The 15,008-nt window shown below is 72.5% G+C and carries 13 protein-coding genes and 1 pseudogene; 12 read left to right on the top strand and 2 right to left on the bottom strand.

The features are described from left to right. Window positions 1–34: 34 nt before the first annotated feature. The 12 genes from CA983_RS01770 (at window position 35) to CA983_RS01715 (ending at window position 14,270) form a co-directional block, all read left to right on the top strand. Window positions 35–1,213, top strand: coding sequence for a cytochrome P450 family protein (locus CA983_RS01770; protein WP_086599079.1), 1,179 nt, complete (start codon window positions 35–37; stop codon window positions 1,211–1,213). Between the two features lie 88 nt (window positions 1,214–1,301). Continuing rightward, window positions 1,302–1,493: a ferredoxin gene (locus tag CA983_RS01765; RefSeq protein WP_086599078.1), complete on the top strand. Its 192-nt coding sequence runs from the start codon at window positions 1,302–1,304 to the stop codon at window positions 1,491–1,493. Window positions 1,494–1,497: 4 nt separating this feature from the next. Then, window positions 1,498–2,706: an NAD(P)/FAD-dependent oxidoreductase gene (locus CA983_RS01760; RefSeq protein WP_086599077.1), complete on the top strand. Its 1,209-nt coding sequence runs from the start codon at window positions 1,498–1,500 to the stop codon at window positions 2,704–2,706. A 508-nt stretch (window positions 2,707–3,214) separates the two neighbouring features. Further along, window positions 3,215–3,793 (top strand): acyl carrier protein, encoded by a 579-nt coding sequence (locus CA983_RS01755; protein ID WP_086599076.1) that lies wholly within the window; start codon window positions 3,215–3,217, stop codon window positions 3,791–3,793. A 36-nt stretch (window positions 3,794–3,829) separates the two neighbouring features. Then, entirely contained in the window at window positions 3,830–5,137 is a 1,308-nt protein-coding gene (locus CA983_RS01750; RefSeq protein WP_086599075.1) for a beta-ketoacyl-[acyl-carrier-protein] synthase family protein, read from the top strand. Window positions 5,138–5,145: 8 nt separating this feature from the next. Next, complete coding sequence (locus CA983_RS01745; RefSeq protein ID WP_086599074.1) at window positions 5,146–6,336, top strand: beta-ketoacyl synthase N-terminal-like domain-containing protein; 1,191 nt, start codon at window positions 5,146–5,148, stop codon at window positions 6,334–6,336. Next, window positions 6,333–7,610: a beta-ketoacyl-[acyl-carrier-protein] synthase family protein gene (locus tag CA983_RS01740; protein ID WP_086599073.1), complete on the top strand. Its 1,278-nt coding sequence runs from the start codon at window positions 6,333–6,335 to the stop codon at window positions 7,608–7,610. The genes CA983_RS01745 and CA983_RS01740 overlap by 4 nt, the downstream gene beginning before the upstream one ends. After that, window positions 7,600–8,904, top strand: coding sequence for a beta-ketoacyl synthase N-terminal-like domain-containing protein (locus CA983_RS01735; protein WP_086599072.1), 1,305 nt, complete (start codon window positions 7,600–7,602; stop codon window positions 8,902–8,904). Before CA983_RS01740 ends, CA983_RS01735 begins: the two co-directional genes overlap by 11 nt. 15 nt (window positions 8,905–8,919) lie before the next feature. Then, the gene (locus tag CA983_RS01730; RefSeq protein ID WP_086599071.1) at window positions 8,920–11,814 is read left to right on the top strand and encodes an aminotransferase class III-fold pyridoxal phosphate-dependent enzyme; all 2,895 of its coding nucleotides are present in this window, start codon (window positions 8,920–8,922) and stop codon (window positions 11,812–11,814) included. 26 nt (window positions 11,815–11,840) lie between these two features. Continuing rightward, window positions 11,841–12,587, top strand: coding sequence for a 3-oxoacyl-ACP reductase family protein (locus CA983_RS01725; protein WP_086599070.1), 747 nt, complete (start codon window positions 11,841–11,843; stop codon window positions 12,585–12,587). 14 nt (window positions 12,588–12,601) lie between these two features. Beyond that, entirely contained in the window at window positions 12,602–13,417 is an 816-nt protein-coding gene (locus CA983_RS01720; RefSeq protein WP_086599069.1) for an SDR family NAD(P)-dependent oxidoreductase, read from the top strand. Further along, on the top strand, window positions 13,407–14,270 hold the full coding sequence (locus CA983_RS01715) for a thioesterase II family protein (RefSeq protein WP_244206572.1): 864 nt from the start codon (window positions 13,407–13,409) through the stop codon (window positions 14,268–14,270). Before CA983_RS01720 ends, CA983_RS01715 begins: the two co-directional genes overlap by 11 nt. A gap of 48 nt (window positions 14,271–14,318) precedes the next feature. On the opposite strand, the gene CA983_RS01710 is transcribed toward CA983_RS01715, so the two are convergent. Continuing rightward, window positions 14,319–14,690 carry a hypothetical protein gene (locus CA983_RS01710; RefSeq protein WP_086599068.1) on the bottom strand — a complete coding sequence of 124 codons (372 nt, stop codon included), beginning with the start codon at window positions 14,688–14,690 and terminating at the stop codon, window positions 14,319–14,321. A gap of 78 nt (window positions 14,691–14,768) precedes the next feature. Further along, window positions 14,769–14,972 (bottom strand): annotated as a pseudogene (locus CA983_RS01705) (XdhC family protein); the annotation flags it as partial. Window positions 14,973–15,008 lie beyond the last annotated feature (36 nt).

Here is a 15,008-nt window from a genome sequence, read left to right as displayed (position 1 = left end):
CCCGAAGTTGCCTATCAACAGGGGGAGTTGTCTCATGTCCGAAGTGTGGGATCTCGCCGAACTCGCGGCGACCCCGGATCTCGAGCAGGAGCTGGACCGGCTGGCCAGGAGCCACGACATCATCCGCACGCGACAGCTCAACCAGCAGGAGACCTGGACGGTGCTCGGCGCGGCACTGACCCGTCAGCTGCTGAGCGATCCACGGCTGTCCAACGACGTGCACACCCACGCGCCGCACGGGGCGCTGGTCCCGGGGATGTCCGTGATGCTCCTCGAACAGGACGACCCGGACCACTCCCGCTACCGCCGCCTGGTGACCGCGGCCTTCGCCTCGCGGGCCGTGCGGGAGCTGGAGCCGCGCATCGTGGCGACGACCCGGCGGCTGCTGGACGACCTCGGGGACAGCGGAACGGCCGACTTCGTCGGCGCGTTCACCTATCCGATGCCGCTGGAGGTCATCTGCGACCTGCTGGGCGTGCCGGACGAGGAGCGGGAGCCGTTCCGCAAGTGGGCCATGGACATCTCGGCCGCGCCGTCGGCGGAGGCGATGCAGACGGCCGCGGCCGAGCTGTTCGCCTACTGCGTCCGGCTGATCGGCGCCAAGCGGCGGCAGCCCACCGAGGACCTGCTCAGCGAACTGATCGCGGCCCGCTTCGAGGACGGGACCGCACTGACGGACGAGGAACTGTCCTCGTTCGCCGCGGTGTTGCTGATCGCCGGCCACGACACGGTGACGAACCTGCTCGCCAACGCGCTGTACGACCTGCTCACGCACCCCGAGCAGCTGGCCGCGCTGCGCCGGGACGCGTCGCTGGTCGGCGACGCCGTGGAGGAGGCCCTGCGGTTCCGGGGCTCGGCGATGACCACGGTCAACCGGGTGGCGCTGGAGGACATCGAGGCCGGCGGCGTCACGATACGCAAGGGGGAACTGGTGCGGTTCCTGCTGAACGCCGCGAATCGCGACGAGGAACTGCGGGCGGACCCCCACACCTTCGACATCCGGCGGGCCACCATGCAGCACGTCGCCTTCGGGATGGGGCCGCACTTCTGCCTCGGGCAGCGGCTGGCGCGCCAGGAGGCGACGATCGCGCTGACCGAGATCCTGGACCGCTTCCCCACCCTGGAGCTGGCGGTGCCCGAGGACAAGGTGCGGTGGCTGGCCTCGGACGCGATCCGCGGCCTGGAGGAACTGCCGCTGCGGTACGCGCGCTGAGACGCGACCGGATCATCACCGACAAGACCGGATCGTCACCGACAAGACCAGGCCATCACGGACAGGCAAGGAGCAAGGGGGATCGGCTGTGCGGATCACGGTGGATCACGGGCTGTGCGACGGGCTGGGACAGTGCACCCTGGTCGCGCCCGAGGTGTTCGAGCTGAACGACGACGAGCGGCTGGAGGTCGCGCCGGACCCGGCGCCGGAACTCGCGGCGAAGGTGACCGCCGCGGCGCGTGCCTGCCCGGTGCGGGCGATATCGGTCGAAGGGGCCTGAGACCGTGCGCGAGGTCGTCGTGGTGGGGGCGGGCCTGGCGGGCGTGCGCGCCGGTGAGGCACTGCGCGCCCAGGGGTTCTCCGGGACGCTGACCCTGGTGTCGGACGAGCCCGAACCGCCCTACGACCGGCCACCGCTGACCAAGCAGCTGGTGGCCGGCACCCTCACGGRGGCCGACATCGGGCTGCCGGGCGCGGCGGAGCTCGACGCCCGCTGGATCCGGGGTGTCGCGGCCACCGGACTGGACCGGGAGCGGCGCCGGGTCCGGTTGGCCGACGGCAGGGAACTGCCGTACGACGGGCTGGTCCTGGCGACCGGGGCGCGGGCCCGGCCCTGGCCCGGGGAGGTGCCGCCCGAAGGTGTTCTGACGGTGCGTGGGCTGGCGGATGTACGTCGGCTGCGGGCCGCTACGGCCGACGGGGCTCGCGAGGTGGCCGTCGTCGGCGCGGGGTTCGTGGGGGTCGAACTTGCGTCGTCGCTGGCCGCGCTGGGCGTGCGGGTGACGCTGGTGGAGCCGTTCGGTCTGCCGCTCAGGGCCCTGGGCGGATCGGTCCCCGCTCTGGTGGCGGAGGCGGCCCGGCGGGCCGGGGTGCGGCTGGCCACGGGCACGGGCGTGCGCGGTTTTCAGGCCGAGGGAGAGCGGGTTCGCGGCGTCGAGCTGGCCGACGGGTCCGTGCTGCCCGCGCGGCTGGTGGTGGTCGCCATCGGGATGGTGCCGGCCACCGAGTGGCTGAGGGGCTCGGGACTGGCGCTGCCGTCCGGGCGCGTCCACTGTGACGAGCGGCTGTTCGCCCGTACTCCGGGGGCGGCCGGGGAGAGTGATCCGCGGATCGTGGTGGCCGGCGACGTGGCCCGGTGCGACGCGGTGCGCTCGGCGGACGGCCCGGTGCCGCTGGAGCACTGGAGCAACGCGGCCGCGCAGGGTGAGCTGGCGGGGCGCAACCTGCCGGCCGGTCCGCGCGCGGCACAGCCGTACGCGCACGTGCCGTCCTTCTGGACCTCGGCGTTCGGGCTGCGGATCAGGTCGGTCGGCCTGCCGGGGACCGGCGACCGGGTGGCCGTGGAGGCCGGGGACCCGGCCACGGACGCGGTACTGGAGGCGCACTACCGGGAAGGCCGGCTGGTCGGCGCGGTGAGTGTGAACCAGGGGCGGCTGCTGGCCGGCTATGCCAAGAGGCTCCAGGAGCAGCCTTCGGTGGCTGAAATCTTTTAACCGGTGGCGTGAATCCCATCCTTACCGGCGAGTTAATTATCGGCTATCCGGACGTCTTATCGGCGACCCTCATTTCACCGTCGCTCGGTCGCGTGACCTATCGCACACACGAATGACTGCCTGCCAGATGTCTGATATCGTTTTGTCGCGCCTCACGGAGAGGCGGGGCGGGCTTTCCGTATAGGCCTGGCAGCGTGGTCGGCGACGGAAACGCGCCTGTTCTCGCGTGTGTCGGTATCGGGGGGTTGTCTGTTGCGATGTATGCCTGAGTAGCGCCTTCTCGCGCCCATGACCAGGTCATTCTGCTTCCCTGGAATCATTCCTTCGCCCTGTGGCGGCATGTCGGCATGCCGTCGGGCGCTCTCGGCCCAACAGTCGATCTCGCATTCCCTTTTGCCATCCGTGCACCCGAAACAATAGTTCAGCTGCTGTTCTCCTGGAGACTTTTCTTCCGTTGAACGGCCTGATCACGGTATTGGGAAACGACCCGGAAACAAAGGAGACAGTCATGCGGAATCCCTTCGAGAAAGAGCAGATCCACGACATTGTGCGCGAGGGTCTGGCCCAGGTCCTGGGCACCCCTGTCAGCGAGATCACGGGCGACGCCACACTCGTCGCCGATCTGGGCGCCGAGTCCCTCGACCTGGTCGAGTTCCGCTACGAAATGGAGACCAGGCTCGGCGTCGCGCTGCCCAAGTCGAACGTGCTCGACGAGCTCGCGACCGCACTCGGCGGCTCCGAGCGGCTGTACGACGAGCGCGGCGGCATCACCGAGCTGGCCGCCGAGGTGCTGCGCCGCAGCGCCTTCGGCTACACCGAGGAGCAGGTGCACGCCGGCATGCGGCCCTACGAGGTCGCCGCCGCGGCCACCAGCGCCCACTGGGCTTCCTTCACGCACGCCATCTTCGACCGCCTGCCCGACACCTGCACCGAGTGCGGCGCCGGCGAGACGGAGATAGCCGTCTCCGGCCGGGCCGTGTGCGCGGGCTGCGGTGCGGCGGTGGAGGCGGCCACGGGCGACGAGGTCCTGGCCGAGGGAGTCCGTGTGGCCCTGAAGGAGATCGAGAACGCCCAGCCCGTCGGCTGACGGTACGTCGTCGCTCCTCCCCTGAAAGGAACGCAAGTGACTCCCCCCACAGCCACCACGGCCGGCCATGAGGTCGTGGTGACCGGATTAGGACTGGTCGCCGGCCCTCTGACAGACCCGGAGGCGCTGTTCGACCACATCGCCGACGGACGCAGCCTCATCACCGAACACCCCCGTCACGCGGAGTGGGGCGTCCCCTGCGCCGTCTCGGCCCACATCGACCCCGGCGTCCGCCGGGCCCTGCACGACGCCCTGCCCGACGAGGCCGGACCCCTCGGACCGGCCGGAGTCCTCGCCTGGCACGCCGCCGCCCAGGCCTGGGAACGCAGCGGACTGCCCCGGCGGCTGGACACCGAACGCGGCGGCGTCTTCCTCGCCTGCAACCGCATGCTGATGGAGCCGGACGAACTCGTCGACGTGGCCGCCCACGTGGACCACGAGAGCGGCACCCTCGACCTGGACGCCTACCTCGACTCCGACGGCGGACCCGACCCGCACCGCTACACCCGGATCCAGCCCGACACCGCCACCGCCGCCCTCGCCGACTACTTCGGCGCCACCGGCACCCTGGAGACCCGTGCGGACGCGTGCGCCGCCGGCGGCATGGCGATCGGCAGCGCGTACCGCCACATCCGCACCGGCGCCCTCGACGTGGCGCTCGTGGGCGGCGCCGAGAGCCTCACGACGCTCGCCGCCGTCACCGCGTTCCACCAGGTCGGCGCGCTCGCCCCGGCGAAGGGACAGCAGCCCGCGCGCATCAGCCGCCCGTTCGACAAGGACCGCACCGGCTTCGTGATCGGCGACGGCGCCGCCTTCCTCGTCCTGGAGTCGCGCGCCCACGCCGAAGCGCGCGGGGCCCGTGTCCTGGCCAGGATCGCCGGATACGCCGGCGTCACCGAGGCCGTCCAGATGACGGCCAGCTCACGGGACGGCTCCGACTACGCCGCGTGCATCCGGGCCGCTCTCGCCGACGCGGGACTCACCCCGGGCGACATCGACCACGTGAACGCTCACGGCACCTCGACGCAGGCCAACGACGCCTGCGAGGCGGCCGCCCTGCACACCGTGTTCGCGGACCGGGTCGACCCGGTCCCGATCACCGGCAACAAGTCGGCCATGGGCCACTCCCTGGCCAACAGCGGAGCGGTGGAGGCGGTGCTGTCCGTCCTCAGCATCCAGCGGCAGACCCTCCTGCCCACGCTGAACTTCACCGAGCCGGACGAGGTGACCCGCGGGCTCGACATCGTCACCGAACGACGCGACGCACCGGTGAGCGCGGTCCTGTCGAACTCCTTCGGGTTCGGCGGCCAGAACTGCTCCCTGGTCCTGACGAAGGCGGGGTGAGCGCGGCCATGACGCATCTGGACACCGTGCGCCTGAGCGCACCCGCCGTGTACACGGCGGCCGGCACGGATCCCGCGACTCTGTGGGAGGCCCTGGTGGCCGGCAAGGACACCAGCAGCCCCTGCGAGCACCTCGCCGGCCCCTGGCCCCCGCTCCGCAACGCCTTCCTCGTGGACGACCCGGACGCGGCCACGCTCGGCGTGCACCGCAGGGTGCTGCGCACCTCCGAGAAGCAGGCCCGGATGGCGCTGTACGGCGCCCGGCTGGCGCTGGCCGGACCTGCGGCCGACGGGCCCGTGGGCGGCCCCGACTGGGGGCTGTACCTCGGACTGCCCACGGTGGACGAGGAGTTGCTGCGGTTCGACGCGCTGGAACGCCTGCACAAGGTCGCCGGGCAGCCGGGCGAGGTGGCGGCCCTCTACGGCCGGGAGATCCTCCCGTTCAGCGGGCTCTCCCACCTCAACAGCACCGCGGCCGCGCACATCTCGGCGGCCTTCGGACTGATGGGCGCGATGGCCGCGTACTCCCCGTTCTCCGACGCCGGGCTGCAGGCCCTCATCGACGGTGTGCTGTCGGTCGCCGAGGGCGAGAACGAGGCGGCGGTCATCGGCGCGGTCAGCCCCAAGGTGCACCCGCTGCTCTTCGCGCAGTACGAGCACCTCGGGTGGAACGGGGCGGTCCCGGGAGAGGGCTCGGCCTTCCTGCTCGCCCGCCGCACCCGCGCCGGGGACGCGGCGCCCGGCGTCCGTCCGGCCGGCTACGGCCGGGCCTTCGGCGCCGGTGCGGACGCCGGTGCGAACGCCGGAGAGGACGACCGCGCGGACGCGATCGCCGAAGCCGTCCAGGCGGCACTGGAGATGGCCGACACGGACGCCGACGGCATCGGCTGGGTCCTGCCCGACGCCGTGTGGACCACGTCCGCCGAGCGGGCGCAGAACGCGGCGCTGAACCGGGTCTTCGCGCAGGCCGCCCACCCGCCCGTGGTGTGCACCAGCGTGCGCGCCACCGGCGTGCTCGGCCCCGCGCATCCGCTGGCCCACACGGTGCTGGCGCTGACCGGACTGGCCACCGGCCGCAGGCTGGCCGCCGAGGGCGGCACCGTACGCGAGGAGGAGCTGCCGGTTCCGCGGGCGCTGGTGCTGGCCTGCGGTGTGCGCGGCCAGGCGTGCGCCGTCGTACTGGAAGGGGTGGGGACATGACGCGCCGCGTCGTGGTGACCGGGCTGGGCGCCGTCTGCGGACTGGGCCTCGACTGGCAGACCATGTGGGACGGACTGTGCCAGGGCCGTTCGGCGATCCGCGCCTGGCGGCTGCCCGGCGTCGACGACTTCCCGGTGCGCTACGCGGCACCGGTCGACGACGAGGCCTTCGCCGAGCGCTACGGCGCCGACGAGGAACTGAACCGGCCCATGGAGCGCCGGGCCCGGTTCGGGCTGGCGGCCGCCGGTCAGGCGCTGGCCGACGCCGGGTTCGACGCGTCCGGCACACCGGGCCGCGTCGGTACGGCCGTCGGCTCGGGCGTTCCCGAGCGGGATCCCCATGAACTCCTGCACGCCGTGAGCGAGGACGGCAGGCCCAGCTGGCAGACGCTGTACGCACGGCGCGCCGGGCTCAACCCGGCCAGCGGTCTGCTGTGCACCAACGACGCGCTGGCCGCCTCCATCGCCCGGCGCCACCGGCTGCGCGGCCCGGCGCTGAACTTCTCCACCGCCTGCGCGGGCGCCGCCCACGCCATCGGCCACGGCCTGCGCATGATCCGCCGCGGAGAGGTGGACGCCATGCTGGTCGGCGGGGCCGACTCGGTGCTGAACCTGCCGACCATGACCGGGCTGCACCTGCTCGGTGCGCCCTCCACCTCCGAGCTGTTCGGGGACCGGCTGTGCCGGGCCTTCGACCGGGACCGCAGCGGGCTGGTCGCCGCCGAGGGCGCGGCCATGCTGGTGCTGGAGAGCGAGGAGAGCGCCAGGAGGCGCGGGGCGCGCGTCTACGCCGAGCTGGCCGGTTTCGGCAGCTCGCTGGACGCCCACCAGGTCACCGCCCCGCATCCCGAGGGCAAGGGCGCCGCCCTGGCCATGAGCCGGGCGCTGGCGGACGCCGGGGTGGCACCGGAGCAGGTGGACTGCGTCAACGCCCACGGCACCTCCACCCCGCTCAACGACCCGATCGAGACACGCGCGATCAAGGACGTGTTCGCCTCGGGCGAGCACTACCGGAAGCTGGCGGTCACCGCCAACAAGACGATGCTCGGGCACCTCATCGCGGCCGCCGGCGCGCCCGAGCTGATCGCCACCGTGCTGTCCGTGCGCGACGGCGTCGTCCCCCCGACGCTGAACCTGGAGAACCCGGACCCGGCCTGCGACCTGGACTACGTGCCGGACAAGGCGCGGTACCGGGAGGTGTCGGTGGCAGTGAGCAATTCCTTCGGCTTCGGCGGCCTCAACGCCAGTCTGGTGGTGCGTGGTCATGAGCAGTGACATTCCCGACGCGATCGTCGTCACCGGCATCGGTGCCGTCCTGCCCACCGGGCGCGGGCCCGAGGCCCTGTGGACGGCCTGGCGCGAGGCGCGGCCGGCGCTCTCGCCCTACCGCGACCCGTACGTCCGCTCCCGCAGGATCACCCAGTTCGGGCACGTCCCCGACGAGCTCCAGAAACTGGGCCGGGACAGCGTGCCGCACAAGCTGCGCAAGTTCGGCACCCCGTTCACCTTCAACGCCGTGCTCGCCGCGCAGGACGCCCAGCGGCAGGCGGGGGAGAGCTGGGAGGCGATCCCCGAGGAACGGCGCGGGCTGTACGTCGCCCAGGACGACTCCACCGACCTGGGCGCCGCCGCCTTCACCAAGGCCCTCGACAAGGCCCGTACGGACAGCTCCGCGCAGGTGGGCGCCGACCTGCAGCGCGTGGTGGCCGAAGCGTTCGGCAACGCGGCGACCTTCAACCCGTTCACCGTCATCCGCGCCCTGAACAACAACACCCTCGCCCTGGTCAGCATCGCCGAGCGGTTCCGCGGCGACTGCGCGGCCTTCGTCCAGGACGCCGGCGCGGCCCTGAGCGCCCTCCAGCGGGCCCTGTTCAGCCTGCGCAACGGGCACTGCGACACCGCCCTGGTGGTCGGCGCGGGCAGCTACAACGAGGCGCTGAAGCTGGCCGGGCTGTACCGCGCCGGGCAGCTCAGCGCGGGCGGCCACGGCCGTGACTCGCTGCGCAGCTTCGCTCCCGACCGGGACGGCACGGTCGTCGGGGAGGGCGCGGTGGCGCTCGTGCTGGAACGCGCCGAGGACGCCGTCGCCCGCGGTGCCCGCCCGCTCGTCGAGGTCCTCGGCACCCGGCTGCGGCCCGCCCTCGACGGCGGCGTCGGCCCGGCCGACCTCGCGGAGAGCGCCCGGACGCTGCTGGCCGCGCACGGCATGACGCCCGACATGCTGGGCGCCGTCCTGGCCGACGGCAAGGGCACCGTGCACCACGACACGGCGGAGATCGAGCTGCTGCGCACCCTGCTGAAGGACAGCCGGGTCCCGGTCAGCTCCGTACGCCCGATCGTCGGCACCCTGGGCGCGGCCGGTCCGCTCGCCGAACTCGCCCTGGCACCCGACCTGTTCGCGGCCGGCGAGCTGCCGCCGATCGCGCACCTGAGCATGTCCCCGGACGAGGGCACCGACTTCGTCACCGGCAGCGCCCGGAAGCGGCGGATCGACTCCGTCCTCAGCCTGCACAGCACGTTCAACGGGTTCGCGGGGGCCCTGCTCGCCAAGCGGCCGCACACCATCTGAGGGGGCACACCAGCCATGTCACAGTTCACCGACTACGTGCAGCCCCGGATGGGCCGGGTGTTCACCGCCCTGGGACTGGACGTCGAGTACGAACGCGCCGAGGGCAACACCATGTACCACCGCGACGAGCGGGGGGAACTGGTGCCCGTCCTGGACCTGATGGGCGGCTACGGCTCGCTGATCCTCGGGCACAACCACCCCGAGCTCGTCGCGCACGCCAAGGCGCTGCTGGACGGCAACCGGGCCGTGCACGCCCAGTTCTCGCTGCGTGAGGAGGCGGGCCGGCTCGGCGCCGCGCTCAGTGACGTCGTACGCCGGGAGACCTCGGCCAAAGAGCCCTACGTGGCCACCTTCGGCAACAGCGGGGCGGAGGCCGTCGAGGCGGCCGTCAAGCACGCCGAGCTGGTCCGGGTGCGCAGGGTGACGGAGCTCGCCGACGAGGTCGCGGCGCACGCCGAGGAAGCCCGGCAGGCCGTCCGCCGGGGCGAGGCGCGCATCGACGCCGACGCCTTCCAGCAGCCCGGCGTGCGCGGGCGGGCCACCCCCGCCGACGGGATCGACGGGCTGCTGGCGGCCGTCGGCGCCCACAACACGGCCGCCCTCGCCACCCGGCCGCTGTTCCTCGCCCTGGAGCGCTCCTTCCACGGCAAGCTCGTCGGCAGCGTCCAGCTCACCTACAACGCGGGCTTCCGGGCGCCCTTCCAGAACCTGGGCACCCGGGTCCGGTTCGTGCCCATGGACGAGCTCGGCCGGCCGGAGACGCTGGAGCGGATCGCCGAGGACGAGCGGGTCACGCTGCTCGACACCGAGGTCGTGGACGACCGGGTGCGCCTGGTCGAGCGGGACCTGCCGGTCGTGACCGCCTTCCTGCTGGAGCCCGTGCAGGGCGAGGGCGGCATCCACGCGCTGACCACCGAACAGGGCCGGGCCGTACGGCTGTTCTGCAACCGCGTCGGCACGGCGCTGATCATCGACGAGGTGCAGAGCGGCATGGGCCGCTGCGGCGCCTTCCTGGCCAGCTCCCTGATCGGGCTGCGCGGCGACTACTACACCCTGTCCAAGTCGCTGGGCGGCGGACTCGCCAAGATCTCCGCCATGCTCGTCCGGAAGTCGCTCTACCAGGGCGAGTTCGACCTGATCCACAGCTCGACCTTCGCGATGGACGACTTCTCCTCCTCCGTCGCCCGCAAGGTCGTCGAGATGCTGGAGGCCGACGACGGCCGCGTGTACCGGCAGGTCACCGAGCGAGGCGAACGGCTGACCCGGATGCTGGAGGACCTCAGGGCGCAGTACCCGGACGTCATCGAGGAGGTCCGCGGAAAGGGGCTGTTCATCGGCCTTCAGCTGCGCGACCAGGGCGAGGCCCGCTCGATGGTGCTGCGCGGCGGCGCCTACACCGGGGCGCTCGGCTATCTGCTCTCCGGCTATCTGCTGCGCGAGGAGCGCATCCGCATCGCGCCGACCGGCAGCGCCGGCAACGTCCTGCGCATCCAGCCGTCGGCGTACCTCACGGACGAGGAGATCGAGCGGCTGCGCGGCGCCCTGGAGCGGCTGTGCCGCATCCTGCGCTACGAGGACACGCTCCACCTCGTCCACCCCGCGACCGACCGTACGATCCCCAAGCCGCGCACCGAGATCCGCGACTTCCGGGGCGCGGTGGCCCCCTACGAGCAGGGCGAGCCGCGGCCGGTGAGCGGGCCCGTGCGCAAGGTGGCCTTCGTCAACCACCTGATCACGCCCGCCCATCTGCGGCAGGTCGACCCGGCGCTCGCCGACCTCGGCGACACCGCGCTGCGCTCCTTCGTCCTGGGCATGGAGCCGGTGAAACAGGCGGCGCCCTACCCGGCGGTGCGGATCACCTCGCCGCTGGGCAGTGCCGTGGACTTCGCGCTCTACCCGCTCATGGTCGGCTCCGAGCAGATGGGCCGCTACCTGGCCTCCGGGGACGTCACCGGGATCCGCGCGGACGTCGAGGAGCGGGTGCGGGCGGCCCGCGAGGACGGCTGCGAGGTCGCCGGCCTCGGCATGTACACCTCCATCGTGACCAACAACTGCACCTCGCTGAAGGTCCCTGGCATCGCGCTGACCTCCGGCAACGCGCTGACCGTCGCGATGGGCGTCCAGGCCATGGAACGCGGCGCGCACGACCGCGGCTTCACCCTCGCCGACTCCACGCTGGCGGTGGTCGGCGCGGCCGGCAACATCGCCTCCGTCTACAGCCAGCTGTTCGCCGAGCGGCTGCGCCGGATCGTCCTGGTCGGCAGCGGCCGCGACGGCTCGGTACGGCGACTGCGCAACACCGTGCACGGCATCTACCGGGAGTGCTGGTCGCGGATCGCCGAGGGCGGTGAACTGACCGGTATCCCGGCCCGGCTGGCGGAGGAGCCGCTGATCACCAAGTGGCTCGCCGAGGAGCCGCCCGCCGAGGAGACCGAGCGGGGCCGGGCCATCGCGCAGTACCTGGAGGAACGGTACGGCGAGGACCCGTTCCTGACCATCAGCCAGAGCACCGACGCGGTGCGCGAGGCCCAGCTGGTGCTGGCCGCCTCGAACAGCCCCGAACCGTTCCTGACCGGCGAGCACTTCGCCCCCGACGCCGTGGTCTGCGACATCGCGGTGCCCAACAACGCGGTCCCGGAGCTGACCGAGCAGCGCCCCGACCTGGCGTACATGCTCGGCGGCATCGTCGCCACCCCGGGCGGGGAGAGCCTGCACCCCTCGGCGCGCGCCTTCCTGGAGGCGGGCCAGCTGTTCGCCTGCATGGCGGAGACCGCGCTGATGGGCCTGGCCGGACTCGACCGGCACTACTCCTACGGGAACATCACCCGCCGGCAGGTCATCGACATCGCCGCGCTGGCCGACGCGCACGGGCTGCGGCTGGCCGACTACAAGAGCGCGCACTCGGTGTGAGCCCGACTCGAGAGGACGTCAGCGACATGGAATTCGAGGGCCAGGTGGCACTGGTGACCGGCGGCAGCCGCGGCATCGGACGGGCCATCGCCGTCAAGCTCGCCGAAGAAGGATGCGACATCGCGCTCAACTACCGCAGCGCGACCGACGAGGCGCAACAGGTCGCCGAACACATAGCGAAGCTCGGCCGCAGGGTCGAGCTGATCCAGGGCGACGTCTCCGACCCGGACGTACCGCGCCAGGTCGTCTCCGGCGTCCGCGCCGCCTTCGGCCGGCTCGACGTACTCGTCAACAACGCCGGCATCACCCGCGACGAACTCCTGGTCAACCAGAGCCTGAAGGACATCCGGGACGTCGTGGACACCAACCTCGTCGCCCCCATGCTCATGGTCCAGGCCGCGGCGGGCGTGATGCTGCGCCGGCGCTACGGACGGATCGTCAACATCTCCTCCTCCGCCGCCTCCAAGCCCGGCCGCGGCCAGTCCAACTACGCGGCGGCCAAGGGCGGACTGGAGGCGTTCACCAAGGCGATGGCGGTGGAGCTCGCCTCCCGCAACATCCTCGTCAACGCCGTCGCCCCGGGCGTGATCCGGACCGACATGACGGAGACCATCCGCGGCCGGGCCGAGGACGAGATCATGGGCCGGCTGCTGGTGAAGAGCTACGCCGAGCCCGAGACGATCGCCGACGCCGTGGCCTACCTCGCCTCCCCGCGCAACACCTACACCACCGGCGAGGTCCTGCACATCGACGGCGGCCTGAAGATGGCGTGAAAGGGGACCGGCACATGAACGACATCGACAACCCCCCGCTCGGCCGGCGCTCCGCACCGGGCGACCTGGCGGGCAGGACCGCCGTCGTCACCGGATCCGCCGGAGGCATCGGCCGTGAGGTGGCCCTCGTCCTCGCCGAATCCGGGGCCGCGCACCTCGTCCTGCTCGACCGGGACGCCCACGGGCTGGAGACGGTCGCCAAGGAGGTACGCGACCTCGGGGCACAGGCCACCGCACTGGCCGTGGACCTGCGCGACCGCGACCGCGTGCGCGCGGAACTGCGCGCCGCCCTGCGGTCCCTGGGCCGCCTGGACATCCTGGTCAACAGCGCCGGCGTCGCCGACGAGAACGCACCCGACGACGAGGACACCTGGCAGCGGGTGCTGGACATCAACCTGCACGGCACCTTCGCCGTCACCGCCGCCTGCCTGGAGCACCTGGCGGCGGGCGGCCGGATCGTCAACGTGTCCTCGATCCTCGGCAAGGCCGGCAAGATGCGCAACACCGCCTACTGCGCCTCCAAACACGGCCTGATCGGCTACACCAAGGGCCTGGCACTGGACCTCGCCTCCCGCGACATCACGGTCAACGCCGTGCTGCCGGGCTGGACCGACACACCCATGCTGCGCCGGGAGATCGCCGCCCAGGCGGACGAGATCGGCGCGGACTCCGAGCGCATGCTGCGCCAGGCCCGCAAGTCCATTCCGCTGCGGCGGCTCGTCGAGGCACGCGAGGCCGCCGACCTCGTCGGCTTCCTGGTGTCGGACCGGGCCGGCGCGATCACCGCGCAGAGCCTGACGATCGACGGAGGCTACACCCGTGGAATGTGACGCCGGAACGGCGACGGCCACCCTGGCCCGCCGACACACGAGGCACACGCCACAGCCCTGGCTGCGCCGGTTCGGCCCCGAGCCGACGCAGCCCGCCGCCCGCCTCGTGTGCTTCCCGCACGCGGGCGGCGGCGCCGGCGCCTACCGGCCGCTGGCCGCCGCCCTGGCCGACGCGACCCGCACCCACCGCACCGGGCCCTACGAGATGCTCGCCGTCCAGTACCCCGGCCGCCAGGAACGCCTCCACGAGGAGCGCGTGGAGGACCTGGCGGAGCTGGCGGAACGCGCGTTCCGGGCGGTCCGCCCGCTCGCGGACCGGCCGCTGACCCTGCTGGGCCACAGCATGGGCGCGGTGGTGGCCTACGAGGTGGCCCGGCGCCTGGAGGACGCCGGTACCGGCCCGGCCCACCTGATCGTCTCCGGTGCCTGGGCCCCCGACCGGGTGCGCGACCGGGCCGTCCGGCTCCGGGACGACGACGGCCTCGTCGAGGAACTGCGCCGCACCCGGGGCACCGACCCCCGGCTGCTGCGGTACCCCGACGTCCTGGCGATGGCCCTGCCGGTCCTGCGCAGCGACTACACGGCCCTGGAGACCTACCGCCACCGCCCCGGCCGGCCCCTGACCGCGCCGGTGACCGCTCTGGTGGGGGACGCCGATCCCGTCGTCGACGTCCCCGAGGCGGCCGCCTGGGAGCGGCACACGCGTGGCCCCTTCCGGCTGCGGGTCTTTCCCGGCGGCGACCACTTCTACCTCACGGCACACTGGCCGGACCTGGCCGGGCACGTGTGTGAACAGCCGCTGCCGGAACCCCGGGTCCCGCTCAGCCCGCCGGTCCCGGCTCTCGTGCGATGAGCATCCGCTGGGAAACTCCCCGTCGAGCAAGGGGGCGGGGGCGGCGACTCACTGGTCGTAGCTGAAGTCGCCCACGGTCCACGCGCTGACGTCCTTGATCGCGACTCGGTACATGCCGCCCGTCTCGGGGATTCCGAGACTGCCCTGCAGGATCCGGGCGAGATGGAAGTGCAGGTGCGTGGGGGTCTCGCCGTGGCCGGGCCGGTTCTGGCGTGGGCCGCGGGTGAAGACGTCGGAGAACGGGCCGAGGCGGTCCGAGTCCTTCAGGACCTCCGCCACCCGCTCCCTCCACACGGCCTCGGGAGCCAACCGGCCGGTGATGACGGCGCCGCCGACGACCACGGTCAGTGACATCTGATTGCTTCGCTCGGATTCCACCGCGGCGGAAATGGCGACGAGCAGCTCATCAGGGTTCGACATGAGTCCACATCCTATTCGGCTGCCTGTCCCGGGACCCTCCACGGGTGTGAAACGGCTGCGAACCGGCTGTGAGATGTATCAGGGCACGAGCGCCCGGTCCCGGTGGATCGGGCCGGACAGGTGGGACAAGGGCAGGCCCGTTCCCTGGTTGGTGCGGTCGACGGTCTCCGCGGTGATGGAGATCGCTGTCTCCTCGGGGATGCGGGCGCCGAGGTCGAGACCGATCGGGGAGCGCAGCCGGGCCGGCTGCTCCTCGGTCACGCCTGCCTCGCTCAGGAGGCGCGGGGGAAATCCTCGCCTTCGCCGCAGTCGTGCGCC

The sequence above is a fragment of the Streptomyces swartbergensis genome (assembly GCF_002148965.1).
Classification (GTDB): domain Bacteria; phylum Actinomycetota; class Actinomycetes; order Streptomycetales; family Streptomycetaceae; genus Streptomyces; species Streptomyces swartbergensis.
Note: the sequence above shows the minus strand (reverse complement) of the source record. Positions and strands in the feature narration are given on the sequence as shown.